24 protein-coding genes and 1 tRNA gene are annotated in these 25,326 nt (G+C 62.9%); 24 read left to right on the top strand and 1 reads right to left on the bottom strand.

What is annotated here, in order from left to right:
- Nucleotides 1–46: 46 nt before the first annotated feature.
- Nucleotides 47–1,150 (top strand): toxic anion resistance protein, encoded by a 1,104-nt coding sequence (locus ABB27_RS02875; protein ID WP_057626714.1) that lies wholly within the window; start codon nucleotides 47–49, stop codon nucleotides 1,148–1,150.
- 173 nt (nucleotides 1,151–1,323) lie between these two features.
- On the opposite strand, the gene ABB27_RS02870 is transcribed toward ABB27_RS02875, so the two are convergent.
- A complete protein-coding gene (locus tag ABB27_RS02870; protein ID WP_057626713.1) occupies nucleotides 1,324–2,214 on the bottom strand; it encodes a LysR family transcriptional regulator in 891 nt (296 codons plus the stop codon).
- A 95-nt stretch (nucleotides 2,215–2,309) separates the two neighbouring features.
- Here ABB27_RS02870 and trpB point away from each other — a divergent pair, with 95 nt between their 5' ends.
- From trpB to nuoN, 23 genes are all read left to right on the top strand, one after another.
- On the top strand, nucleotides 2,310–3,527 hold the full coding sequence (trpB, locus tag ABB27_RS02865) for a tryptophan synthase subunit beta (RefSeq protein WP_057626712.1): 1,218 nt from the start codon (nucleotides 2,310–2,312) through the stop codon (nucleotides 3,525–3,527).
- Nucleotides 3,527–4,180 carry a hypothetical protein gene (locus ABB27_RS02860; protein ID WP_057626711.1) on the top strand — a complete coding sequence of 218 codons (654 nt, stop codon included), beginning with the start codon at nucleotides 3,527–3,529 and terminating at the stop codon, nucleotides 4,178–4,180. The genes trpB and ABB27_RS02860 overlap by 1 nt, the downstream gene beginning before the upstream one ends.
- A 1-nt stretch (nucleotide 4,181) precedes the next feature.
- The gene (gene trpA / locus ABB27_RS02855; RefSeq protein WP_057626710.1) at nucleotides 4,182–4,982 is read left to right on the top strand and encodes a tryptophan synthase subunit alpha; all 801 of its coding nucleotides are present in this window, start codon (nucleotides 4,182–4,184) and stop codon (nucleotides 4,980–4,982) included.
- A 410-nt stretch (nucleotides 4,983–5,392) separates the two neighbouring features.
- On the top strand, nucleotides 5,393–6,274 hold the full coding sequence (accD, locus tag ABB27_RS02850; protein WP_057626709.1) for an acetyl-CoA carboxylase, carboxyltransferase subunit beta: 882 nt from the start codon (nucleotides 5,393–5,395) through the stop codon (nucleotides 6,272–6,274).
- The gene (glmM, locus tag ABB27_RS02845; RefSeq protein WP_057626708.1) at nucleotides 6,274–7,632 is read left to right on the top strand and encodes a phosphoglucosamine mutase; all 1,359 of its coding nucleotides are present in this window, start codon (nucleotides 6,274–6,276) and stop codon (nucleotides 7,630–7,632) included. The genes accD and glmM overlap by 1 nt, the downstream gene beginning before the upstream one ends.
- Before the next feature lie 73 nt (nucleotides 7,633–7,705).
- Nucleotides 7,706–8,644, top strand: coding sequence for an isopenicillin N synthase family dioxygenase (locus ABB27_RS02840; RefSeq protein WP_057626707.1), 939 nt, complete (start codon nucleotides 7,706–7,708; stop codon nucleotides 8,642–8,644).
- A gap of 161 nt (nucleotides 8,645–8,805) precedes the next feature.
- Nucleotides 8,806–9,561 (top strand): triose-phosphate isomerase, encoded by a 756-nt coding sequence (gene tpiA, locus ABB27_RS02835; protein WP_057626706.1) that lies wholly within the window; start codon nucleotides 8,806–8,808, stop codon nucleotides 9,559–9,561.
- Nucleotides 9,562–9,588: 27 nt separating this feature from the next.
- Nucleotides 9,589–10,035, top strand: a complete 447-nt coding sequence (gene secG / locus ABB27_RS02830; RefSeq protein ID WP_057626705.1) for a preprotein translocase subunit SecG — start codon at nucleotides 9,589–9,591, stop codon at nucleotides 10,033–10,035.
- Nucleotides 10,036–10,083: 48 nt separating this feature from the next.
- Nucleotides 10,084–10,168: transfer RNA gene (locus tag ABB27_RS02825), tRNA-Leu, on the top strand.
- Between the two features lie 112 nt (nucleotides 10,169–10,280).
- Nucleotides 10,281–10,637: an NADH-quinone oxidoreductase subunit A gene (locus tag ABB27_RS02820; protein ID WP_057626704.1), complete on the top strand. Its 357-nt coding sequence runs from the start codon at nucleotides 10,281–10,283 to the stop codon at nucleotides 10,635–10,637.
- On the top strand, nucleotides 10,628–11,182 hold the full coding sequence (locus ABB27_RS02815) for a NuoB/complex I 20 kDa subunit family protein (protein ID WP_017354657.1): 555 nt from the start codon (nucleotides 10,628–10,630) through the stop codon (nucleotides 11,180–11,182). Before ABB27_RS02820 ends, ABB27_RS02815 begins: the two co-directional genes overlap by 10 nt.
- Nucleotides 11,183–11,214: 32 nt before the next feature.
- On the top strand, nucleotides 11,215–11,967 hold the full coding sequence (locus ABB27_RS02810) for an NADH-quinone oxidoreductase subunit C (RefSeq protein ID WP_057626703.1): 753 nt from the start codon (nucleotides 11,215–11,217) through the stop codon (nucleotides 11,965–11,967).
- Nucleotides 11,968–12,056: 89 nt separating this feature from the next.
- Complete coding sequence (locus tag ABB27_RS02805; protein WP_244479112.1) at nucleotides 12,057–13,286, top strand: NADH-quinone oxidoreductase subunit D; 1,230 nt, start codon at nucleotides 12,057–12,059, stop codon at nucleotides 13,284–13,286.
- A 91-nt stretch (nucleotides 13,287–13,377) separates the two neighbouring features.
- The gene (gene nuoE / locus ABB27_RS02800; protein WP_057626701.1) at nucleotides 13,378–13,905 is read left to right on the top strand and encodes an NADH-quinone oxidoreductase subunit NuoE; all 528 of its coding nucleotides are present in this window, start codon (nucleotides 13,378–13,380) and stop codon (nucleotides 13,903–13,905) included.
- Nucleotides 13,906–13,908: 3 nt separating this feature from the next.
- Nucleotides 13,909–15,246: an NADH-quinone oxidoreductase subunit NuoF gene (gene nuoF / locus ABB27_RS02795; RefSeq protein WP_057626700.1), complete on the top strand. Its 1,338-nt coding sequence runs from the start codon at nucleotides 13,909–13,911 to the stop codon at nucleotides 15,244–15,246.
- Nucleotides 15,243–17,477 (top strand): NADH-quinone oxidoreductase subunit NuoG, encoded by a 2,235-nt coding sequence (gene nuoG / locus ABB27_RS02790; RefSeq protein ID WP_057626699.1) that lies wholly within the window; start codon nucleotides 15,243–15,245, stop codon nucleotides 17,475–17,477. The genes nuoF and nuoG overlap by 4 nt, the downstream gene beginning before the upstream one ends.
- Nucleotides 17,474–18,568, top strand: coding sequence for an NADH-quinone oxidoreductase subunit NuoH (gene nuoH / locus ABB27_RS02785; protein ID WP_057626698.1), 1,095 nt, complete (start codon nucleotides 17,474–17,476; stop codon nucleotides 18,566–18,568). The genes nuoG and nuoH overlap by 4 nt, the downstream gene beginning before the upstream one ends.
- Nucleotides 18,569–18,571: 3 nt before the next feature.
- Nucleotides 18,572–19,060, top strand: coding sequence for an NADH-quinone oxidoreductase subunit NuoI (gene nuoI, locus ABB27_RS02780; protein ID WP_057626697.1), 489 nt, complete (start codon nucleotides 18,572–18,574; stop codon nucleotides 19,058–19,060).
- Nucleotides 19,061–19,069: 9 nt separating this feature from the next.
- A complete protein-coding gene (locus ABB27_RS02775; protein ID WP_057626696.1) occupies nucleotides 19,070–19,723 on the top strand; it encodes an NADH-quinone oxidoreductase subunit J in 654 nt (217 codons plus the stop codon).
- Nucleotides 19,720–20,025: an NADH-quinone oxidoreductase subunit NuoK gene (gene nuoK / locus ABB27_RS02770; protein ID WP_054656949.1), complete on the top strand. Its 306-nt coding sequence runs from the start codon at nucleotides 19,720–19,722 to the stop codon at nucleotides 20,023–20,025. The genes ABB27_RS02775 and nuoK overlap by 4 nt, the downstream gene beginning before the upstream one ends.
- A 7-nt stretch (nucleotides 20,026–20,032) precedes the next feature.
- Nucleotides 20,033–22,147: an NADH-quinone oxidoreductase subunit L gene (gene nuoL / locus ABB27_RS02765; protein ID WP_057626695.1), complete on the top strand. Its 2,115-nt coding sequence runs from the start codon at nucleotides 20,033–20,035 to the stop codon at nucleotides 22,145–22,147.
- A 19-nt stretch (nucleotides 22,148–22,166) separates the two neighbouring features.
- Nucleotides 22,167–23,678, top strand: a complete 1,512-nt coding sequence (locus tag ABB27_RS02760; protein ID WP_057626694.1) for an NADH-quinone oxidoreductase subunit M — start codon at nucleotides 22,167–22,169, stop codon at nucleotides 23,676–23,678.
- Nucleotides 23,679–23,714: 36 nt separating this feature from the next.
- Nucleotides 23,715–25,175, top strand: coding sequence for an NADH-quinone oxidoreductase subunit NuoN (gene nuoN, locus ABB27_RS02755; protein ID WP_057626736.1), 1,461 nt, complete (start codon nucleotides 23,715–23,717; stop codon nucleotides 25,173–25,175).
- The last annotated feature ends 151 nt before the right edge of the window (nucleotides 25,176–25,326 follow it).

Below are 25,326 nucleotides of genomic sequence, written 5' to 3'. Positions count from 1 at the left end.
ATTGCTCGCGCGCCACGGCGCGCCTCTTGCTCAAGGAGAACTGCTGATGATCCAGGACACGCTGCCGCTGCCGGCCGGCCCCTCTGCCGATGTTGATGGCACCACCCTGGTCGCGCTCGGTTTGAGCGAAGCGGACCGCCCGCAGATCGCACAGATCGTACGTACGCTGGACGACATCAGCCCGGGCAACCTGCATGTGTTTGGCCGCGAGGCAGCCGGCAAGAGCGCTGCGTTCTCCAGCCAGCTGCTGGATCATGTGCGCAACCGCGACCTGGACGCCTCCGGCGAGAAGCTCGGCGAAGTGGTGCGCATCGCCCGCTCGCTGAAGCTCGATGGCTTGAACGAGCGCTCCAAGGTGCCGGTGATCGGTGGGCTCATTGATCGCATGCGTGCGTCCAAGGGCGAGCTGGTGCAGAAGTTCAGCGACACCAACCAGCAGATCGAGCAGTTGCTGCGCGATGTCGGTGCCCAGCAGGCACAGATGGGCCAACGCGTGGGCGAGTTCGACCGCATGCATGCCATCGTCCGTGACGAGCGCCAGAGCCTGGGCCTGCACATCGCAGCCGGCAAGCAACGCCTGGCCGAGCTCAACAACGAGCTGCATGCGCTGGTCGGCCTGGAAGATCCGCAGTCGCGTATCCGCCGTGGCGAGATCGACAATGCGATACGCCTGCTCGACAAGCGCGTGGGTGACCTGACGGTGATGCAGCACGCAGCCGACCAGTCGCTGCCGATGATCCGCTTGATCCAGGCCAATGCGATCCAGCTGATCGAGAAATTCAATGCGGTGCGCGACATCACCATCCCGTCGTGGAAGCGCCAGTTCGCCATCCAGCTGTCGCTGGGTGAGCAGAAGAACGCGGTGGATCTGTCCAACGCCATCGACGACGCCACCAATGAACTGATGCGCCGCAACGCCGACCTGATGCGCCAGACCTCGGTGGAAACCGCCAAGGCCAACCAGCGTGCGGTGATCGACGTGGCCACGCTGCGGCATGTGCACGAACAGTTGATCGCCACCGTGGAAGAAGTGCGCAGCATCCATCGCGAGGGCATGCAGCAGCGCCAGCAGGCCGAGGTCGAGCTGGCCCGCCTGCGCGAAGACGTGCAGCAGCGTCTGGCGCAGCCGACGCAGGGCGGCGCAGCATAGGACCGGCGCAGTTGTAGGAGCGGCGTAAGCCGCGAAGCTGCAGATGCAGCGCTGTAGCCCCCTCCCTTTGCCGAAGGCAAGGGGAGGGTTGGGGAGGGGTAGGCTCTTGGCCCTTTCAAGCCGTGCCAGCTTCGCGGCTCACGCCCCTCCCACAAAACAAAGCCTGTAAAGGCTTACGCAAGCTGCTTGCGCAGCCAGTCCGCCAATGCCGCCACGCGCGGATCCTGCTGGTCACCCGCAGTGCATAGCGCCCAGCAGCCATCGGTTTCGACAAAACCCCAGGGCGCTATCAGGCGGCCATTGACCAGGTCATCGGCGACCAGCGGTTCCGGCGCAATCGCAATGCCCAGCCCGGCAACTGCGGCTTCCAGCATGTAATACAGATGTTCCAGGCCGGTGCCATAGCTCAGCTTGTCGGCATCGATGCCATTGCGTGCGGCCCAGGCCGGCCACGCCTGTGGGCGTGAGCGGGTATGCAGCAGTGCATGTCCAAGCACGGCAGTGATCGGTTGATGGGCCAATACGTGCGCGCCATGCATCGAGGGGCTGAATACCGGGCCGATCCGCTCTGCAGCCAGTGTGTGTACCTGCCAGCCGGCCGGCCACGGTGCCTGGCCCAGCATCAGCGCGGCATCCATGCCATCCAGGCGGGGGGCAAAATCGCCATCCTGGGCGGCCAGGTGCAGGGTCAGGCCGGGCAGGTCGTGCTGCAGATCCTGCAGGCGCGGGATCATCCAGCGGGCCAGCAGGCTGCCCGGGCAGCCCAGCACGAAGGCGTCCTCGCGCTGTGGGCGGCGCAGGGAAGCGATGCAATCGCGCAGTTGCGAGAACGCGCCGGAAGTTGCTTCCAGCAGGCGGTGGCCGGCGGCGGTAGGGCGGATGCCACGCCCATCGCGTTCAAACAGGCTCAGCCCCAGTTCCTCCTCCAGCGCACGCAGTTGCCGGCTTACCGCGCCATGGGTGACATGCAGTTCGGCCGCAGCCTGGCTGACGCTGCGCAGACGCGCAGCGGCTTCAAACGCACGCAGGGCATTGAGCGAGGGCAGGGGCTGACGGGGGCTCATGTGAGTTTTTCTAACATGTTGGCGCTGAATTATCCATTTTTAAGTCATCAGCCCTGAGCTACAGTGTTGGCCTGTTCCTTGTGGCTGTTACCCCCATGACTGACCCGTCGATCTCCGATTTCCATGCCTATCCCGATGCGCGGGGCCACTTTGGACGCTTTGGTGGCAGCTTTGTCGCTGAAACCCTGGTCGGGCCCTTGCAGGAACTGGCAGCTGCCTACGATCAGGCACGCATCGATCCGTCCTTCATCGCCGCCTATGACAAGGACCTGAAACACTACGTCGGCCGCCCCAGCCCGATCTACCACGCCGAGCGCCTGAGCAAGGACGTGGGCGGTGCGCAGATCCTGCTCAAGCGCGAAGACCTGAACCACACCGGCGCGCACAAGGTGAACAACACCATTGGCCAGGCCTTGCTGGCCGCGCGGATGGGCAAGACCCGCATCATTGCCGAGACCGGTGCCGGCCAGCACGGCGTAGCCTCGGCCACGGTGGCGGCGCGCTTGGGCCTGGAGTGCGTGGTGTACATGGGCGCCACCGACATCGAGCGGCAGAAAATCAACGTCTACCGGATGAAGTTGCTTGGCGCCACCGTGGTGCCGGTGACCAGCGGTTCGGCCACGCTCAAGGACGCGCTCAACGAGGCGATGCGCGACTGGGTGACCAATGTGCGCGACACCTTCTACATCATCGGCACGGTCGCCGGCCCGGACCCGTATCCGCGCATGGTGCGTGACTTCAATGCCATCGTCGGCCGTGAGGCGCGTGCACAGATGCTGGAGGACTACGGCCGGCTGCCGGATGCGATCACCGCCTGTGTCGGCGGCGGTTCCAACGCGATCGGCTTGTTCCATGCCTTCCTCAACGACCGCCAGGTCAAGATCTATGGCGCCGAAGCTGCGGGCGAGGGCATCCACACCGGACGTCACGCCGCCTCGATCTCGGCCGGTCGCCCGGGTGTGCTGCATGGAAACCGCACCTATGTACTGTGCGATGACGACGGCCAGATCACCGAAACCCATTCGATTTCCGCCGGCCTGGACTACCCCGGTGTCGGCCCGGAGCATTCCTTCCTGTCCGATAGCGGCCGCGCCCAGTACGTGGGCATCACCGATGAGGAGGCGTTGGCCGCCTTCCATCGGCTGACCCGCATCGAGGGCATCCTGCCAGCGCTGGAATCCAGCCACGCGGTTGCCCATGCAATCAAGCTTGCGCGCGAGCTGCCCAAGGACGCCTTGGTGCTATGCAATCTGTCCGGTCGCGGTGACAAGGACGTGCACACCATCGCTGCACGCGAAGGGCTGGTGCTGTAATGGCCGGTAGGCTGCGTACCCCTGTTCTGCTGGGTCTGGTGGCGGCGTTGTCGGCATGTACGCCGGCTGCGCCCTCACCGGAAACTACGGCCCCAGCCGCCGTTGCCGCCTCGCCGGCGGCATCGGCATCGCCGGCTGTTGCGCCCGCCGCAACGCCTGCAGCGGCAGCCAATACCGGCGCCGAGCTGAGCCAGGTCGGCACGCTGCGCATCGGCGCGCCATTCGGCAAGGCGCCGGGCGACGAGGCCTTCGTCTCGGCCGGCATGCGCGAGGCGATGGAGGGCGATTGCGAGTATTACGACAAGGGCAGCCTGCCTGATGGCATGGCGATGATGGTGATCGCTGACCGTATTGCCCGCTTCGAGGTGGATGCCGCTGACGATCCCGGTGTTCGCGTCACTGCGCCGCCGGCCGGTGCTGCGGCCTTGCCGTATGGCCTGTGGGTGGGCATGACGGTCGCCGAGGCCAAGCAACGGCTGCCGGCCGGCGTGGTCACCAGCCCGCATGCCTATAACTCGCCCAATGGCGAGTACCTGACCTGGACCGACAAGACAGCCAAGCTGGCCTTGCGTCTGGAAACACTCGACGGCCTGATCACCTCCATTTACTGGGGCCAGCCCGATGCAGTCGAACTGATTGAAGGATGTGCCTGAGATGGCTGTTGCCCGAATTGACGAATGTTTTGCACGCCTGCGCGCCACCGGCCGCAAGGCGCTGATTCCTTTCATCACCGCTGGCGATCCCTCGCTGGAGGCGACCGTGCCGGTGATGCATGCACTGGTCCAGGCCGGCGCGGATGTGATCGAGCTTGGTGTGCCGTTTTCCGACCCGATGGCTGATGGCCCGACCATCCAGCGCAGTTCCGAGCGGGCCCTGGCACGCGGGGCAGGGCGGCAATACGTGCTCGATACGGTTGCGCGCTTCCGCCAGACCGATGCCACCACGCCGGTGGTGCTGATGGGCTATCTGAATCCGGTCGAGATCCGTGGCTACGCACGCTTTGCCGAAGAGGCCGTGGCGGCAGGTGTGGACGGGGTACTGCTGGTCGATCTGCCACCGGAAGAGGCCGATGAGCCGCGCGCGGCGTTTGCCGCGGCCGGACTGGCCTTGATCCTGCTGGCCTCGCCGACCAGCAGCGATGCCCGCCTGGACAGCCTGTGCCAAGCCGCGCAGGGCTATCTGTATTACGTCAGCTTTGCCGGTGTGACGGGCGCGTCCGAGCGTCTGGACAGCAGCGCGGCCGGCGAACGCCTACGGCTGCTGCGCAGTCGTTCCACTGCGCCGGTGGTGGCCGGGTTCGGCATCAAGGACGCAGCCAGCGCAGCGGCGATGGCGGTAGATGCCGACGGCGTGGTGGTGGGTAGTGCGCTGGTCTCGGCAATGGCTGAGACGGCAGATCCTGCGGCTGCGGCAGCGGCCTTCCTCAAGCCGCTGCGCGAAGCCCTGGATCGCTGAACGGACTCCAATGTAGTGCCGAGCCACGCTCGGCAGAGGCTTTACCGGCCAAGGCTGCCCTCACCCCAACCCCTCTCCCGCAAGGAGAGGGGCTAAAGCGGTAGTGCCGAGCCATGCTCGGCAGGGGGCATTACCGGTAGTGCGCCAAAAGCTGCCCTCACCCCAGCCCCTCTCCCGCAAGCGGGAGAGGGGCTAAAGCGGTAGTGCCGAGCCATGCTCGGCAAGGGGCACTACCGGTAACGCCTCTGCCGAGCATGGCTCGGCACTACAGGGTCCGTCATTGCGGCGCCAAACATACGCGGCAGTAGGGATTCCGCCAGATCCGGTGCTGCGCCTTGGTCGCAGTGGTGAGCTAGACTGTGAGCCCTGTCGTGGCCGCAAGGCCGCCCTGAACGGAATTGTCATCCCGCATGAGTTGGCTCAGCAAGTTGATGCCGTCCGGCATCCGTACCGACAACACGCCCTCCAAAAAACGCAGCGTCCCTGAGGGGCTGTGGGAAAAATGCTCAAGCTGCGGCGCGGCCCTGTACCGCCCGGAGCTGGAAGAGAACCTTGAGGTCTGCCCGAAGTGCGGGCACCACATGGCCATCCGCGCGCGCGCGCGTCTGGCCTCGTTGTTTGATGCTGACAGCACCAGCGAGATCGCCGCCCGCCTTGGGCCGACCGACGTGCTCAAGTTCAAGGACCAGAAGAAATACGTCGAGCGCATCAAGGCCAGCCAGAAGAACACCGGCGAGTACGACGCGCTGGTGGCCATGCGTGGCCTGTTGAAGGGCCGTCCGCTGGTGGCGTCCTCGTTCGATTTCGCCTTCATGGGCGGCTCGATGGGTTCGGTGGTCGGTGAGCGCTTTGCGCTGGCCGCGGAAACCGCACTGGAAATAGGCGCGCCCTACGTCTGCTTCTCCGCCTCCGGCGGTGCGCGCATGCAGGAAGGCCTGTTCTCGCTGATGCAGATGGCCAAGACCTCGGCCGCGCTCGGCAAGCTGCGTGAGGCCGGCCTGCCGTACATCTCGGTGCTTACCCATCCGACCACCGGCGGTGTATCGGCTTCGTTCGCGATGCTGGGCGACATCAACATCGCCGAGCCGCAGGCGCTGATCGGCTTCGCCGGCCCGCGCGTGATCGAGCAGACCGTGCGAGAAAAGCTGCCTGAAGGATTCCAGCGCTCGGAGTTCCTGCTCGAGCACGGCGCCATCGACCAGATCTGTGATCGCCGCGAAATGCGTGATCGCCTGGCCGACCTGCTGGCCATGCTGGGGCGTCAGCCGCAGCACGAGGACGCGGCTGCCTGATGGGTACGCGCAAGTATTTCGGTACCGACGGCATCCGTGGCCGGGTCGGCAAGGGCGTCATTTCCGCTGATTTCGTACTGCGCATCGGCAATGCGCTGGGCCGCGTGCTGGTTGCACGCAGCAATGGTGCACAACCGACCGTGGTGATCGGCAAGGACACGCGCATCTCCGGCTATATGTTCGAGTCGGCGCTGGAGGCGGGTCTGGTCGCTGCCGGTGCCAATGTGCAGCTGATCGGGCCGATGCCGACCCCGGCGGTGGCGTTCCTGGCGCATACGCTGGGTGCCGATGCCGGCATCGTGATCAGTGCCTCGCACAATCCGCATTACGACAACGGCATCAAGTTCTTCTCCGGCGAAGGCGAAAAGCTCGACGACGCTACCGAGCTGGCGCTGGAAGCGGCGATGGATGAGCCGTTCTCGACGGTGGAATCCGAGCAGCTGGGCAAGGCGGTGCGCGCACGCGATGCGGTGGGCCGTTATATCGAGTTCTGCAAGGCCAGCGTGCCGCGTGATTTCTATCTGCGCGGGCTCAAGGTCGTGCTCGATTGCGCACACGGGGCTACCTATCACGTCGCGCCGCTGCTGTTCCGCGAGCTGGGTGCGGACGTGGTGGCGATCGGTGCCGAGCCCAACGGCATCAACATCAATGACGGTGTGGGTTCAACCCATATCGATAACCTGGCGCGCAAGGTGGTCGAGGTTGGCGCCGATATCGGCATCGCCTTCGATGGCGATGGCGACCGCGTATTGATGGTCGATCACACTGGCGCTGCGGTGGACGGCGATGGTCTGCTGTACGTGCTGGCCAAGGCGTGGCAGGCCAATGGCCGCCTGCGTGGTCCGGTGGTCGGTACGCTGATGACCAATTACGGCATGGAACAGGCGCTGGAGCGCCTGGGCATCCCGTTCGTCCGCGCCAATGTCGGTGACCGTTATGTGCACCAGGCACTGGTCGAGGGCAATGGCGTGCTCGGTGGTGAAGCCTCTGGCCACATCCTGTGCCTGGACCGGGCGACCACCGGTGACGCCATCGTCAGTGCCTTGCAGGTGCTGGAGGTGCTGGGTGGTGCCGGCATGAACCTGCGCCAGGCGCTGCAGGGGCTGGTGATGGTGCCGCAGAAAACCATCAATGTGCGTCTGGAAACGGGTGCGCGCGAGGTGGTTGCCAGTGCGCCGGTACAGGCCGCGTTGGCGGCCGCGCAGGCGGCGGTGGCCGGGCGGGGCAGGGCGTTCCTGCGGCCCTCGGGTACCGAGCCGGTGGTGCGGGTCACGGTCGAGGCCGATGAGGCCGGGCTGATGGCGGCCACCCTTGAGGCACTGGCCGATGCGGTCCGTTCGGCTGCCGCACAGGTTTGAGCTGGATCATAGTGGTGTTGCCGGGGTGTCGGTTCCAATAGCCGGCGTCCCGTTTCCTTCCTTGGAGTTTTGTATGAGTTCCCGTATTCCCACCCTCGACATCACCCGTTTCGATAGCGACCGCGAGGCCTTTGTGGCCGAGCTGGGCGCCGCCTATCGCGAGTGGGGTTTTGCGGGTATTCGCAACCACGGCATTCCGCAGGCGGACATCGACGCCGCGTATGACGTGTTCAAGGCGTTCTTCGCGCTGCCGGAAGATGTGAAGAAGCAGTACCACATCGCCGGTGGCGGTGGTGCACGCGGCTATACCCAGTTCGGCGTGGAAACGGCCAAGGGCTCCAAGCATTTCGACCTGAAGGAGTTCTGGCATATCGGGCGTGAGATCGGCGACGACTCCAAGTACCGTGAAGTGATGCCGCCGAACCTGTGGCCGAGCGAAGTGCCGGGCTTCAAGGAACACGGCTACGGCCTTTACCAGAAGCTGGACCAGCTGGGTTCGCGCGTGCTGTCGGCGCTGGCGCTGCATATCGGCCTGCCGGAAGACTATTTCGCCGACAAGACCAACAACGGCAACTCGATCCTGCGGCCGATCCATTACCCGCCGATCACCACCGATGACATCCCCAATGTGCGCGCCGGCGCCCATGGCGACATCAACTTCATCACCTTGCTGGTCGGTGCCAGTGCCGCCGGCCTGGAAGTGCAGTCGCACGAGGGTGAGTGGGTGCCGTTCACCTCCGACGCCGACACCATCGTGGTCAATATCGGCGACATGCTGCAGCGCCTGACCAACCATGTGTACCCGTCCACCATCCATCGCGTGGTCAATCCTCCGGGGGAGCTGGCACGCAAGCCGCGTTATTCGGTGCCGTTCTTCCTGCACCCGAACCCGGATTTCCTGATCGACGTGCTGCCTTCCTGTGTCAGTGCTGAAAACCCCAGCCGCTATCCGGAGGCGATCACCGCCCACGGCTTCCTGGAAGAGCGCCTGCGTGAGATCAAGCTGAAGTAATCGCCTTTACCGTTCAGGTGCTGGCTGTCGCAACGACGCCGCCGTGGCCCAGGCCCGGCGGCGTTTTTGCATCTTGTCTCCCGTTGTCTGCAGTTTGTCCTGGCGATGTCCGCATATCGGCTATCCTTTGCCGATACTTTTTACCGGGGAGTTATGCCTGAATGCGCCAAAAAATCGTTGCAGGTAACTGGAAGCTGCATGGCAGCCGTCAATTCGCCACCGATCTGGTGGGGCAGGTGGCTGCCGGCTTGCCGCTGCCAGGCGTGAGCGTGGTGATCCTGCCACCGCTGCCGTATCTGGGTGACCTGGTCGAGGATTTCGAGGATACGGTGCTGGCCTTTGGCGCGCAGGATGTCAGCAGCAACGAAAAAGGCGCCTACACCGGTGAGGTTTCGGCCAGCATGCTGGTGGATGTGGGGGCTACCCACGGTCTGGTCGGGCATTCGGAGCGCCGGCAATACCATCAGGAAAGCAGTGAGCTGGTGGCGCGCAAGTTTGTTGCCGCGATCAATGCTGGCCTGATTCCAGTCTTATGTGTCGGTGAGACGCTGGAGCAGCGCGAAGCCGGCCAGACCGAGGCGGTGATTGCCGCGCAACTGGGTCCGGTACTGGATCTGGCTGGCGTGCAGGCCTTTGCCAAAGCCGTGGTGGCCTATGAGCCGGTGTGGGCGATTGGTACCGGTCTTACCGCCACGCCGGCGCAGGCGCAGGCCGTACATGCGTTCATTCGTGGCGTAGTGGCCGAGCGCGATGCTAGAATCGCCGATTCGTTGTCGATCCTTTATGGTGGCAGCGTCAAGCCCGACAACGCTGCAGAGCTGTTTTCACAGCCTGACGTCGATGGCGGGCTGGTAGGTGGCGCTTCGCTGGTGGCGGCTGATTTTCTGGCCATCGCGAGAGCAGCTGCCAGTCGCTAACGGGTAATTGTCCGGGACGGATTTCAAATGCTGATGTTGATCCTCAATGTGGTCTATGTGCTGGTGGCGCTCGCGATGATCGCGCTGATCCTGATGCAGCGTGGCTCAGGTGCTGCCGCTGGTTCGGGTTTTGGTGCCGGTGCGTCGGGTACGGTGTTTGGCGCACGTGGTGCGTCCAACTTCCTGTCCAAGAGCACCAAGTGGCTGGCCGTGGTGTTTTTTGGCATCAGCTTGTTCATGGCGTGGTACGCCAGCCACGGTTCGCGTCCGGCGGACCAGGGCGTGGGCCTGATGGGTGCGGTTGAAGCGGTGGCTCCGGCCGCGGCTCCGGCAGCACCGGCCGGTGAGTTGCAGCCTCTGCCGGCAGCTCCAGCTGCCGCAGCTGTGGGTGATGTGCCGCAGGCGACGGCTCCGGCGGAAAATATTCCCGCCAAGAGCGAAGAAAAGCCCGTTGAACCCGCACAGAAAGACTGAAGACGGTTACAATACGCGGCGCACTGCGAAGCAGTAGCGCTGACGTAAGCCCAGGTGGCGGAATTGGTAGACGCACTACCTTGAGGTGGTAGCGACGAGAGTCGTAGGGGTTCGAGTCCCCTCTTGGGCACCATTGTTTTATGCGGGTACACGGGTTGCAGCAGTAGCCCGTCGTGGCAAGTCCCGTCAATCCCCCATGCCTTGGCACCCGCAGGTGTCCCGGGCAGAGGCAAGAGAGAATCGCTGTGCTGGCCGAATATTTGCCGTCTCTGCTGTTTCTGATCGTCGCCACCGGCATCGGCGTTACGCTGATGTTGATCGGTCGGTTCCTCGCTCCGCGTTCGCCGGACACCGAGAAGCTCTCCGCCTATGAGTGTGGCTTCGAGGCGTTCGAAAACGCGCGCATGAAGTTCGACGTGCGTTACTACCTGATCGCCATCCAGTTCATCGTCTTTGACCTGGAAATCATCTTTATTGTGCCCTGGACCCAGGTGTTCATGGAGCTCGGCGCGCGTTCGCTGGTCACCATGGGCCTGTTCGTGGGCATGCTGTTCCTCGGCTTTATCTACGTGTGGAAGAAGGGAGCGCTGGAATGGGAGTGATCCAAACTCTCGACGGCCTGATGAACAACCCCGTCCCGGAAGGGCGGGTTGATGACATTCTGCGGCCTGAAGGCGATAACCCCCTGCTCGAGAAGGGCTATGTGACCACCAGCGTCGATGCGCTGCTGAACTGGGCACGTACCGGCTCGATGTGGCCCATGACTTTCGGTCTGGCCTGCTGCGCAGTGGAAATGATGCACGCCGGTGCGGCGCGTCTGGACCTTGATCGCTACGGTGTGGTGTTCCGCCCGTCGCCGCGTCAGTCCGACGTGATGATCGTCGCTGGTACCCTGGTCAACAAGATGGCCCCGGCGCTGCGCAAGGTCTATGACCAGATGCCGGACCCGAAGTGGGTCATCTCGATGGGCAGCTGCGCCAATGGCGGCGGTTATTACCATTACTCCTATGCAGTGGTGCGCGGTTGTGACCGTGTGGTGCCGGTGGACGTCTACGTCCCGGGTTGCCCGCCGACAGCCGAGGCACTGGTGTACGGCATTTTGCAGCTGCAGAAGAAGATCTGGCGTACCCAGACCATCGCGCGCTGACCCCCTTTCAAATCAAGAGCACGCCAGCCCCCATGGCCCAGCAAGCACCTTCTCTCATCGATCGACTTCGCGCCCGTTTTGCCGGTGCGCAGGTCGTGGTGGTCGAACCGCGCGGCGAAGTGACGCTGGAAGTGGCTGTTGCCGATTGGCACGCAACCGCTCTGGCGTTGCGTGACGAGCTTGGCTTCGAACACGCCACTGACCTGTGTGGTGTCGATTACCTCGGTTACGGCAGCGACGAGTGGGATACCTCGGACGTCACTTCGCACGGCTTCAGCCGTGGCGTTGAAGGCCAGGGCGCCGGTCGTTTCGCCTGGGGTGAATTCCCCAGCCACGAAACCGCCGACGGCGCCCAGCCGGACGCACTGCCCAAGCAGCGTTTTGCTGTCGTTGTGCAGCTGCGCTCCTACCAGCACAACCAGCTGCTGCGCATCCGTTGCTATGCGCCGAGCGAATCGTTGCCGGTGGTGGCCTCGCTGACCGACATCTATCCGGGCCTGAACTGGTTCGAGCGTGAAGCGTTCGACCTGTACGGCGTGATCTTCGAAGGTCACCCGGACCTGCGCCGCATCCTGACCGACTACGGTTTCGTGGGCCATCCGTTCCGCAAGGATTTCCCGCTGATCGGCAACGTCGAAGTGCGTTACGACGAAGAAAAGAAGCGTGTGGTCTACGAGCCGGTGACTTCGGTCGAGCCGCGCGTAGGCGTGCCGCGTGTTATCCGCGACGATGCCCGTTTCCAGACCGCTGAAGGCGAGCGCGCGCAGACGGAGGCAAGCAAGTGAGTGCGGACGTAAAGAAAGAATTCCACCAGGCTTCGCAGGCCTTTGCGAGCAATCCGGCCGAAGCACGGCAGGAGATCCGCAACTACACCATGAACTTCGGCCCGCAGCATCCGGCCGCGCACGGTGTGCTGCGCCTGATCCTGGAAATGGACGGCGAAACCATCATGCGTGCCGACCCGCACATCGGTCTGCTGCATCGCGCGACCGAAAAGCTGGCCGAGTCCAAGCCGTTCAACCAGTCGATCGGCTATATGGATCGCCTGGATTACTGCTCGATGATGTGCAACGAGCACGCCTATGTCCGTGCCATCGAAACCCTGGTGGGTATCGAAGTGCCGGAGCGTGCCCAGTACATCCGCACCATGTTCGATGAAGTCACCCGCATCCTGAACCATTTGATGTGGCTGGGCTCCAACGGACTCGATCTGGGTGCGATGGCGGTGATGTTGTATGCCTTCCGTGAGCGCGAAGAGCTGATGGACTGCTACGAAGCAGTCTCCGGCGCGCGCATGCACGCGGCGTACTACCGTCCGGGCGGCGTCTACCGCGACCTGCCGGACACCATGCCCAAGTACAAGGAATCGCGTTGGCACAAGGGCAATGCGCTGAAGCGTCTGAACGCTTCGCGCGAAGGTTCGCTGCTCGACTTCCTGGAGAACTTCACCAATGAGTTCCCGGGCCGTGTGGACGAATACGAAACCCTGCTGACCGACAACCGTATCTGGAAGCAGCGTACTGTCGGCATCGGCGTGATCACCCCGGAACACGCGCTGGCCTGGGGCATGACTGGCGTGATGCTGCGTGGTTCGGGCATTGCCTGGGATCTGCGCAAGAAGCAGCCGTATGCCAAGTACGATGCGGTCGACTTCGATCTGCCGCTGGGTACCAAGGGCGATTGCTACGACCGTTACCTGGTACGTATTGCCGAGATGCGCGAATCCAACCGCATCATCAAGCAGTGCGTGCAGTGGCTGAAGGCCAATCCGGGCCCGGTGATGGTCAAGAACTTCAAGGTCGCTCCGCCGGCTCGTGCCGAGATGAAGGACGACATGGAAGCGCTGATCCATCACTTCAAGCTGTTCAGTGAAGGCTACTGCGTGCCCGCCGGCGAAACCTACGCCGCGGTTGAAGCGCCCAAGGGCGAGTTCGGCTGCTATCTGGTGTCCGACGGTGCCAACAAGCCGTTCCGCGCCCATCTGCGCGCGCCGGGCTTTGCCCACCTGTCCTCGATCGACTCGGTCGTTCGCGGCCACATGCTGGCTGACGTGGTGGCGATGATCGGTACCTACGATCTCGTGTTCGGCGAGGTTGACCGGTAATGCCGGCGGATCACACATCGTCCGTTGCCTGCGCGGTTCTGCCGCCGCAGGCATCGGTTTTTCAGCATTTGGTATTCGTTGAGGTCGGCCAATGAAGGCGACGGGTAATTTCGAGGCGGCGCGCAACGTCGACCCGATGGTGGTGTTGAGCGACAAGACGCGTGCTCACATCGATCACTGGCTGTCCAAGTTCCCGCCCGAGCGCAAGCGTTCGGCGGTGCTGCAGGGCCTGCATGCCGCACAGGAACAGAACCAGGGTTGGCTGAGCGACGACTTGATCGCCGCGGTTGCCAAGTACCTGGATCTGCCGTTTGTGTGGGCGTACGAGGTTGCAACCTTCTACTCGATGTTCGAGACCGAGAAGGTAGGCCGCAACAACGTTGCCATCTGCACCAACGTCAGCTGCTGGCTCAACGGCGCCGACGACATCGTCCGCCATTGCGAGAAGAAGCTGGGCATCAAGCACGGCGAATCGACCGCTGACGGCCGCGTCTACCTCAAGAAAGAGGAAGAATGCCTGGCTGGCTGCGCGGGCGCGCCGATGATGGTCATCAACGGTCATTACCATGAGCGCCTGACGCTGGACCAGGTCGATGCGCTGCTGGACGGGCTGGAGTAAGGCATGGCACACCACGAATCCAAGGGCCCGGTCGGACCGGCGCCGCTTCCGCATAACGTGGTTTACACCACGCTGCATTACGACACTCCGTGGTCGTACGAAAGCTATCTGAAGACCGGTGGCTACGCCGCGCTGCGCAAGATCCTCGAAGAGAAGATCCCGCCGGCCGACGTCATCGAAATGGTCAAGCAGTCCGGCCTGCGCGGCCGCGGCGGCGCGGGCTTCCCGACCGGCCTGAAGTGGTCCTTCATGCCCAAGGGCGATGTGCAGAAGTACATCCTGTGCAACTCGGATGAATCCGAGCCGGGCACCTGCAAGGACCGCGACATCCTGCGTTACAACCCGCACTCGGTGGTGGAGGGCATGGCCATCGCCTGCTACGCCACCGGTTCGACCGCGGCCTACAACTACCTGCGCGGTGAGTTCCACCACGAGCCGTTCGAGCATTTCGAGCAGGCCCTGGCCGATGCCTACAAGCACGGCTGGCTGGGCAAGAACGTGCTGGGCAGCGGTTGCGATATCGATATCTATGGTGCGCTCGGCGCCGGCGCCTACATCTGCGGCGAAGAAACCGCACTGATGGAATCGCTGGAAGGCAAGAAGGGCCAGCCGCGCTTCAAGCCGCCGTTCCCGGCCAATTTCGGCCTGTACGGCAAGCCGACCACGATCAACAACACCGAGACCTATGCCTCGGTGCCGGCGATCATCCGCAACGGCGCGGAGTGGTTCAAGAATCTGAGCCTGACCAACAACGGTGGCCCGAAGTGTTTCTCGGTCTCCGGTTGCGTGGCCAAGGGCGGCAACTTCGAAGTGCCGCTGGGCACCACCTTTGATGATCTGCTGGAGATGGCCGGTGGCCTGCGTCCGGGCCGCACCCTGAAGGGCGCGATCCCGGGCGGCGTGTCGATGCCGGTGCTGACCGCTGCAGAGCTCAAGGGCCTGCCGATGGACTACGACACCATCCGTGCACTGGGCTCTGGCCTGGGTTCGGGTGCGATCGTGGTGCTGGATGACAGCGTCTGCTGCGTCAAGTTCGCCTGCCGCATCAGCCAGTTCTTCCACAAGGAATCCTGTGGCCAGTGCACCCCGTGCCGCGAAGGTACCGGCTGGATGCACCGTGTGCTGGAGCGCATCGTCGCCGGCCAGGCCACGATGGAAGATCTGCACCAATTGAAGACGGTTGCCGGTCAGATTGAAGGCCACACCATCTGTGCGTTCGGTGAGGCGGCAGCGTGGCCGATCCAAGGCTTCCTGCGCCAGTTCTGGAACGAATTCGAGTACTACATCGTCAACGGTCATTCGATGGTTGACGGCAAGAAGGTGGAGACTGCTGCCGCATGAGCGCGCAACCGGTAAATCCCAATGTACCGCCGGATCATGTGACCATCGATATCGATGGTCAGACGCTGGTCGTACCCAAGGGTTCGATGATCATCCAGGCCGCCGACAAGGCTGGCATTCCGATTCCGCGCTTCTGCTACCACGAGAAGCTGCCGATCGCCGCAAACTGCCGCATGTGCCTGGTCGACGTTGAAAAGTCGCCCAAGCCGTCGCCGGCCTGCGCAACCCCGGTCATGGATGGCATGAAGATCCAGACCCGCAACGAGAAGGCGCTCAAGTACCAGCGTTCGGTGATGGAGTTCCTGCTCATCAACCACCCGCTGGACTGCCCGATCTGCGACCAGGGCGGCGAGTGCGAGCTGCAGGACGTATCGCTGGGCTACGGCCGTTCGGTCAGCCGCTTCAACGAGCGCAAGCGCGTTGTGGTTGACGAGGACATGGGGCCGCTGGTCGCCACCGAGATGACCCGCTGCATCCAGTGCACCCGTTGCGTGCGCTTCACCGCAGAAGTGGCCGGCACCTATGAACTGGGTGGCATGTCGCGCGGTGAAAACCTGCAGATCGGTACCTACGACGGCAAGCCGCTGACCACCGAGCTGTCCGGCAACGTCATCGACGTGTGCCCGGTTGGCGCGCTGACCAACAAGGTATTCCAGTTCAAGGCACGCCCGTGGGAACTGACCGCACGCGAGTCGCTGGGTTACCACGACGCGATGGGCTCGAACCTGTTCCTGCACGTGCGCCGCGGCGAAGTGCTGCGCGCCGTGCCGCGTGACAACGAGCTGGTCAACGAGTGCTGGCTGTCCGACCGCGATCGTTATTCGCACCAGGGCCTGTATTCGGCCGACCGCGCGGTCAAGCCGCTGCAGAAGGTCAATGGTGAGTGGAAGGAAGTGAGCTGGGCCGAAGGTCTGGCCGCTGCCCGCGAAATCTTCGAAGCCAACCGTGGCGACGAGCTCGGCGTGCTGGTGCACCCGGCAACGTCGAACGAGGAGGGTGCATTGCTGGCCCGCCTGGCCGCTGGCCTGGGTTCGAACAACATCGACCACCGCATCAACAACCGTGACTTCTCCGATGCTCCGGTTGCCGAAGCCTTCGGCATGTCGCTGGCCGAGATTGAACACGCTGATCAGATCGTCGTGCTGGGTAGCAATATCCGCCACGAGCTGCCGCTGCTGCACGCTCGCCTGCGCAAGGCGCAGACCACCAACGGTGCCAAGATCCATTCGATCAACCCGGTGGACTTCGACTTCGCGTTCAAGCTGGCCAGCAAGCAGATCGTTGCACCGTCGCGCTTCGTTGAAGCCCTGGGCAACGCGCAGCTGGTCGACGCGGTGAAGGGCGGCAACAACACCGTCATCATCGTCGGTGCGATTGCTGAAAATCATCCGCAGGCTGCTGCGATCCGTTCGGCTGCCAGCGCATTTGCCGCGGCTACCGGCGCCAAGCTGTGCCGTATCCCGCAGGGTGCCAACGCACTGGGCCTGGCCCGCGCCGGCGTACTGCCGGCCGGCAAGGACGTCAATGCAATGCTGGCGCAGCCGCGCAAGGCCTATGCCCTGTACGGCATCGAGCCGGGCCTGGATTTCGCCGATACCGCCGCCGCCCGCAAGGCGCTGGCCGGTGCCAAGGTTGTCGCGTTCAGCCAGTTCGCCTGCACCTCGACCCGTGATGTGGCCGATGTGATCCTGCCGATTGGCGCGCTGCCGGAAATCGACGGCACGCTGACCAACCTGGATGGTCGCGATCAGGTCGCCCGCGCCGGTGGCAAGCTGCAGGGCGAGGCTCGTGAGGGCTGGCGCGTGCTGCGTGCGCTGGGTGGTGACATGCAGCTGGCCGGTTTCGGCTTCACCGATCTGGCAGGCCTGCGTGCCGGCCTGCAGCCGGTGTCGGTCAAGGTTGCCGCTTCGACACAGCCGCAGGTCGCAGGCGAGGGCTTTGAAGTGGCCTCGACCCCGGCGATCTACCGCACCGACGCCGTTGTGCGTCGTGCGCAGGCGCTGCAGTCGCATCCGCTCAACAATGAGCCGCGCATCGTGCTCAATGCCGATGACGCCGCGCGTCTGCAGCTGACCGAAGGCCAGATGGCCAAGGTCGGCACCGACGCCGGTCGTGCAACCCTGTCGGTGGTGGTCGACGCACGCGTCGCAGCCGGCACGGTGTGGATTGAATCGGGCCACGGCGCAACCGCGCCGCTGGGTGCCGCTCGGGTAACGGTGGTGGCTGCATGAACGAGTTGCTGTTAAACGCGATCGAGCCCTTGTTCCAGTGGTTCATGTCCCTGGGTGACATCGGCATCGTCCTGTGGACGGTGATCAAGATCCTGTTGATCGCCATGCCGGTGATCATTTCGGTTGCCTTCTACGTGTTGTGGGAGCGCAAGCTGATTGGCTGGATGCACGTGCGCCACGGGCCGATGTATGTCGGTCTGGGCGGCCTGCTGCAGGCCTTCGCTGACGTCACCAAGCTGTTGTTCAAGGAAATCATCGCTCCGGCCAGCGCACACAAGGCGATGTACATCATCGCTCCGCTGATCGTGCTGGCTCCGTCGTTCGCGGCGTGGGCAGTGGTTCCGTTCGACTACAAGCTGGTGCTGTCCAACGCCAACGTTGGCCTGCTGTACCTGCTGGCGATGACCTCGCTGGGCGTGTACGGCGTGATCCTGGCCGGTTGGGCGTCCAACTCCAAGTACGCCTTCCTCGGTGCAATGCGTTCGGCCGCGCAGGTGGTTAGCTACGAAATCGCGATGGGCTTCGCGCTGGTCGGCGTGATGATCGCCGCCGGCAGCCTGAACCTGACCGACATCGTGCTGGCGCAGAAGGGCAACTCGGGTCTGTTCGACTGGTTCCTGCTGCCGTTGTTCCCGCTGTTCGTCGTGTATTGGGTGTCCGGCGTTGCCGAAACCAACCGCGCGCCGTTCGACGTGGTTGAAGGCGAGTCGGAAATCGTTGCCGGTCACATGGTGGAGTACTCCGGCGGTGCGTTCGCACTGTTCTTCCTGGCCGAGTACGCCAACATGATCCTGGTCAGCTTCCTGATCTCGATCTTCTTCCTCGGTGGCTGGCTGAGCCCGCTCCAGGGCTGGATCACGGCCGATATCTCGCCGTGGATCAACTGGATCTGGACCGGCGGTTGGCCGTGGCTGCTGCTCAAGGTGCTGTTCTTCGCCAGTGCGTACATCTGGTTCCGTGCCAGCTTCCCGCGCTTCCGTTATGACCAGATCATGCGTCTGGGCTGGAAGGTGTTCATCCCGCTGACCATTTTCTGGATCGCGGTGACGGCACTGATGGTGTTCTACGGCGTGATCCAGAAGGGCGTTTGATTCATGAATAAGATCACCCACTATTTCAAAAGCCTGCTGCTCCTCGAGTTGCTCGGCGGCCTGTGGCTGACGCTGAAATACGCGTTCAAGCCCAAGTACACCGTGATGTACCCGATGGAGAAGTTCCCGCAGTCGCCGCGCTTCCGTGGCCTGCACGCCCTGCGCCGTTACCCCAACGGTGAAGAGCGCTGCATCGCCTGCAAGCTGTGCGAAGCGGTGTGCCCGGCACTGGCCATCACCATCGACTCGGCCAAGCGCGAAGACGGCACCCGCCGTACCACGCGTTACGAAATCGATCTGTTCAAGTGCATCTTCTGCGGCTTCTGCGAAGAAAGCTGCCCGGTGGACTCGATCGTCGAGACCCACATTCTCGAGTACCACTTCGAGAAGCGTGGCGAGAACATCATCACCAAGCCGCAGCTGCTGGCACTTGGCGACCGGCTTGAAGCCGAAATCGCCGAGCGCCGCGCCGCCGACGCCGCCTTCCGCTGAGGTCTTGAGATGGATTGGGTAAATATTGCTTTCTGGTTCTTCTCCATCATTGCCGGCATTTCCGCGGCAGCGGTGATCAGCGTGCGCAATCCGGTGTATGCCGTGTTGTGCTTGATCCTGACGTTCTTCTCCATTGCCTGCGTGTGGCTGCTGGTGGGCGCCGAGTTCCTCGGTGTCACCCTTGTGCTGGTCTACGTCGGCGCGGTGATGGTGTTGTTCCTGTTCGTGGTGATGATGCTGGACATCGACACCACCAATCTGCGTGAAGGCTGGGTACGTTACCTGCCGGTCGGCCTGGTGGTCGCGGTGGTGATGCTGGTGCAGATGCTGACCCTGATCGGCATCAAGGCGCGCACCGCACCGTTCCCGGTGGACAACGCCGCTGCGGTTGCCGCGGACACGTCCAACATCACATGGCTGGCACGCAGCCTGTTCACCGAATACCTGCTCCCGTTCGAGTTCGCGGCTGTGATCCTGACCGTGGCCGTGGTGGCAGCAGTGATGCTGACCCTGCGCCGCCGTGAAGGCCTGAAGACGCAGAACCCGACCGAGCAGACCATGACCAAGGCAAAAGACCGCCTGCGCATGGTCAAGATGGCCGCCGAAAAGCCGGTGGTGCAGGTCGATACGCAACATGACGGTGGCGAGGAGGCCAAGCCATGATTTCTCTGGGCCATATGCTCGCGTTGGGCGCGGTGATGTTCTGCATCTCCGTTGCCGGCATCTTCCTCAACCGGAAGAACATCATCGTGCTGTTGATGTCGATCGAACTGATGCTGCTGTCGGTGAACATCAACTTCATTGCCTTCTCGCGTGAGCTGGGCGACACCGCCGGTCAGCTGTTCGTGTTCTTCATCCTGACCGTGGCCGCAGCCGAAGCTGCAATCGGCCTCGCGATCCTGGTGACCTTGTTCCGTACTCGCCACACCATCAACGTGGGCGAAGTCGATTCGCTGAAGGGCTGATCCGAAGATGGAAATCACTCTCTCCAAGAGTCTGTTGATTGCAGTGGTGCTGGCACCGCTGTTCGGCAGCATCATCGCCGGCCTGTTCGGTCGTCAGGTGGGGCGCAAGGGCGCCCAATACATCACCATCCTGGGCGTGGCGGTCAGCTTTGGCCTGTCGGCTTACATCTTCTCCCAGCTGTTGTGGGGTGGGGCGCAGCCGTTCAATCAGAACATCTACACCTTCTTTGAAGTAGGCCAGTACGCGGCGCATGTCGGCTTCATGGTCGATCGCCTGACCGCGATGATGATGGTGGTGGTGACCTTCGTGTCGCTGCTGGTCCACATCTACTCGATCGGCTACATGTCCGAAGACGACGGTTACCAGCGTTTCTTCAGCTACATCTCGCTGTTCACCTTCTCGATGCTCACCCTGGTGATGAGCAACAACTTCCTGCAGCTGTTCTTCGGCTGGGAAGCGGTGGGCCTGGTGTCGTACCTGCTGATCGGCTTCTACTTCAAGCGCCCGACCGCGATCTTCGCCAACATGAAGGCGTTCCTGGTCAACCGCGTCGGTGATTTCGGCTTCCTGCTCGGCATCGCCGGCATCCTGTGGGCCTTCGGCTCGCTGGACTACGCAACCGTGTTCGCCAATGCGGGCACCGTGCTTGGCACCGATATCACTGGCCACGCGATGGTGCAGCTGATCGGTGACCACCAGTGGAGCGTTGCCACCATCATCTGCATCTGTCTGTTCATCGGTGCGATGGGCAAGTCGGCGCAGGTTCCGCTGCACGTGTGGCTGCCGGACTCGATGGAAGGCCCGACCCCGATCTCGGCACTGATCCACGCCGCGACCATGGTCACCGCGGGTATCTTCATGGTCACCCGCATGTCGCCGCTGTTCGAGCTGTCGCAGACCGCGCTGGACTTCATCCTGTTCATCGGTGCCACCACGGCCTTCTTCACCGGCCTGATCGGTATCGTGCAGACCGACATCAAGCGCGTGGTTGCCTATTCCACCTTGTCACAGCTGGGCTACATGACGGTTGCACTCGGCGTGTCGGCCTACTCGGGCGCCGTGTTCCACCTGATGACCCACGCCTTCTTCAAGGCGCTGCTGTTCCTCGGTGCCGGTTCGGTGATCATGGGCATGCACCATGAGCAGAACATGATGAAGATGGGCGGCCTGCGCAAATACATGCCGGTTACCCACATCACCATGTGGATCGGTACGCTGGCCCTGGTGGGTACGCCGTTCTTCTCGGGTTTCTACTCGAAGGACACCATCATTGAAGCCGCCGCGATGCACGCGCACGCTGCCGAGGCTGGCTGGGTTGCCCTTTACGGTTACTGGGCGGTGCTCGGTGGCGTGATCGTCACCAGCTTCTACAGCTTCCGCCTGCTGTTCCTGACCTTCTTCGGCAAGGAACGCTTCCGCGACACGCATGATGACCATCACGGTGATCACGCCCACGGCCACGATGACCACCACGGTCATGGCGTGCACGTGCCGCATGAGTCGCCGCTGGTGGTGACGGTACCGCTGGTGCTGCTGGCAATCCCGTCCATCCTGATCGGCTTCTTCACCATCGGGCCGATGCTGTTCGGTACCGGCTGGGACGGTCACCAAGCCGCTGCCGGCATTCCGGGCCAGACCATGTCGTTCTTCACCGGCATCGTCGATTTCTACAACCCGGCACGCGATACCATTGCTGCGGTTGGCAAGGAGTTCTGGCACGGTTCGGTGGCCTATGCGGTACACGGCATGCAGATGCCGGCGTTCTGGCTGACGGTTGCAGGTTTCGCGCTGGCCTGGGTGTTCTACATCTGGAAGCCGGAACTGGCAGGACAAGCTCGCAAGACCCTGGCACCGGTGGTTTCGGTGCTGGAAAACAAGTACGGCTTCGACAAGCTCTGGATCGACGGCTTTGCCGGCGGTGGTGTGCAGCTCGGCAAGGCCGCCCGTGCCGTTGATAGCACGGTCGTTGATGGGGTGATGGTCAATGGTTCGGCGCGTCTGGTCGACCTGGCTGCCAACCTGTTGCGCCGCACCCAATCCGGTTTCCTCTACCACTACGCGTTCGCGATGATCATCGGTTTGATTGCCCTGTTGGGCGTACTGATGCATTTCTGGCGTTGACCTGTACGGAATAGAAGACGTGTCGAACTGGCCTCTACTTAGTATTCTCATCTGGCTGCCGATCATCGGCGGTGCGTTGATCCTCGCTGTGCGCAACGCCCAGGCTGCCCGTTGGGCATCCCTGGCGGTGGCACTGCTCACCTTCCTGCTCAGCCTCGGCTTGCTCAGCGGTTACGACCGCGGCGCCGCCGAGGTGATGCAGTTCGTCGAACAGCATCCATGGATCCCGGCGTTCAACATCGGCTACAACCTGGCCGTTGACGGTATCGCCATCGCCCTGATCCTGCTGACCACGCTGATCGGCGTGCTGGCACTGATCGGCGCCTGGGGCGTGGTCGACAAGCGCGTCAATCAGTACGTGGCCGCTTTCCTGGTACTGGAAGGCGTGACGGTCGGCATCTTCGCCGCCACCGACGCGATGCTGTTCTACGTGTTCTTCGAAGCCATGCTGATCCCGATGTTCCTGATCATCGGCGTCTGGGGCGGTCCGCGTCGTATCTACGCGGCGATGAAGTTCTTCCTGTACACCTTCCTCGGCTCGGTGCTGATGCTGGTGGCGCTGATCTACCTGTACCTGAAGGGCGGCAGCTTCCAGCTGGTCGACCTGTATCAGTTGCAGCTGTCGGCCAAGGAGCAGACCTGGATATTCTTCGCGTTCCTGGTCGCCTTCGCGGTCAAGGTGCCGATGTTCCCGGTACATACCTGGCTGCCGGATGCGCACGTTGAAGCGCCGACCGCCGGTTCGGTGATCCTGGCGGCGATCGCACTGAAGATTGGTGGCTACGGCTTCCTGCGCTTCAACCTGCCGATCGTGCCCGATGCCAGCCACGAGTGGGCATGGCTGGTGATCGCGCTGTCGCTGGTGGCGGTGATCTACGTCGGCCTGGTGGCCCTGGTGCAGGACGACATGAAGAAGCTCATTGCTTATTCGTCGATCGCACACATGGGCTTCGTGACCCTGGGTACCTTCACCGCACTGTGGCTGGTACGTGATGCCGGCAACCCCGATGCAGCCCGCCTGGGCCTGCAGGGCGCGATGGTGCAGATGGTCTCGCACGGTTTCGTGTCCGGCGCGATGTTCTCCTGCGTGGGCGTGCTGTATGACCGCATGCACAGCCGCCGCATCGCCGATTACGGCGGCGTGGTCAATGTGATGCCGTGGTTCTCCGCATTTGCACTGCTGTTCTTCATGGCCAACTCCGGCCTGCCGGGCACCAGTGGCTTCGTCGGCGAGTTCATGGTCGTGTTGGCTGCGTTCCAGTGGAATCCGCTGGTTGCGCTGGGTGCTGCCTCCACCTTGATCATCGGCGCTGCGTATTCGCTGTGGCTGTACAAGCGTGTGTTCTTCGGTGAGGTGGGCAATGCCCACGTCGCCGAGCTGAAGGATATGAACGGTCGCGAATGGCTGGTAATGGGCGTATTTGCTGTCGGCACCTTGGTGCTTGGCTTCTACCCGCTGCCGCTGACCGAGCTGATGGAGCCGTCCATCGCCAAGCTGGCGATGCAGATCGCATCGAGCAAGCTGCTCTAAGCGGCCCGTCGAGAGTATTGATTCCAGGATTTGATGATGACCACGCCGACGCCTCTGCCGTTGACCATGACCGACCTTCTGCCGTTGCTGCCCGAACTGGTGGTGATCGGTGGTGCCTTTGCCCTGTTGATGCTTGATCTGTTCATCAGCACCAAGCACAAGGTTTGGACCCACTTTCTGTCGGTAGCCATCCTCGCTGTCGCCTTCGCCTTGCTGTTGGGCGGCGCAGGCGGCCAGGGCGAGGTGTTCCACGGCATGTTTGTCCGTGACAACGCCGCCGACGTCATGAAGACGGTGATCGTGCTGGTCAGCGGTTTGAGCCTGATCTACGGCTGGAGCTACCTGCGCGAGCGCAACCTGTACCAGGGCGAGATCCCGGTGCTGATCCTGTTCGCCACCGCCGGCATGATGATCCTGGTTTCGGCCGGCAGCCTGCTGATGGTCTACCTGGGCCTTGAACTGCTGGCACTATGTTCCTACGCGCTGGTTGCCAGCAACCGTGAGAACAAGCTCGCGGCCGAAGCCGGCATGAAGTACATCGTGCTCGGTTCGCTGGCCTCGGGCCTGCTGCTGTACGGCATGTCGCTGATCTATGGCGCCACCGGTTCGCTGCACCTGGACGTGATCCATGCATCCATCGCCCATTCGGACGAGCGTCTGCTGCTGTTGACCGGTGCGGTGTTCATGGTTGCCGGTGTTGCCTTCAAGCTGGGCGCTGCGCCGTTCCACATGTGGCTGCCGGACGTGTACCAGGGTGCCCCGGCACCGATCGCGCTGTTCATCAGCTCGGCACCGAAGCTGGCTGCCTTCGGCATGGCTTACCGCCTGCTGGAAATGGGCGTTGGCCCGCTGTCGACCGAACTGCAATACGTGTTGGCCGGCCTGGCTGCACTGTCGCTGGTCGTCGGTAACCTGATGGCGATCGCCCAGAGCAATCTGAAGCGCATGCTGGCCTATTCGACCGTCTCGCACATCGGCTTCCTGCTGATGGCGGTGGCCGGTGGTGGCAAGGAAGGCTATTCGGCGGCGATGTTCTACGCCATTGCCTACGCCATCATGTCGACCGCCTCGTTCGGCGCGATCATCGCGCTGTCGCGCGCCGGCTTTGAAGCCGAGAACATCGAGGACTTCAAGGGTCTGAATGCCCGTAGCCCGTGGATGGCAGGCCTGGTCCTGTGCATCATGGCGTCGCTGGCCGGTATTCCGCCGTTCCTTGGCTTCTGGAGCAAGCTGGCGGTGCTGAGCGCTGCGATCAATGGCGGCCTGTTGTGGCTGGCCATGGTCGGCGTGCTGTGTGCGGTGATCGGTTGCTTCTATTACCTGCGTGTCATCAAGGTCATGTACTTCGATGAGCCGGTAGGCGAGCCGCTGCCGCGTAACAACGACCGCATCCTGGGTATCGTTTTGGGCGTGAATTCCGTGCTGTTGCTGGTCCTTCCGCTGGGCCTGGGCCCGATCCTGGAATGGATGCGCAATTCTTTTGCACATTTGTCATAAAAAACGATACAAATCTGCGCGAAGTGTGTATTATTCATCTCCTGAGTTGACGACCTCGCCGCCTAGCGGAAAGGTCGGAACCACCTAGTAAGTGGTTCAACCGGAAGGGTTTTTCCGGGTTTCTCTAGCAGCTAGAGAGAAACGCGAAGTA

Source organism: Stenotrophomonas terrae (genome assembly GCF_001431465.1).
Lineage (GTDB): Bacteria > Pseudomonadota > Gammaproteobacteria > Xanthomonadales > Xanthomonadaceae > Stenotrophomonas > Stenotrophomonas terrae.
This window is presented reverse-complemented; position numbering and strand designations above follow the sequence as displayed.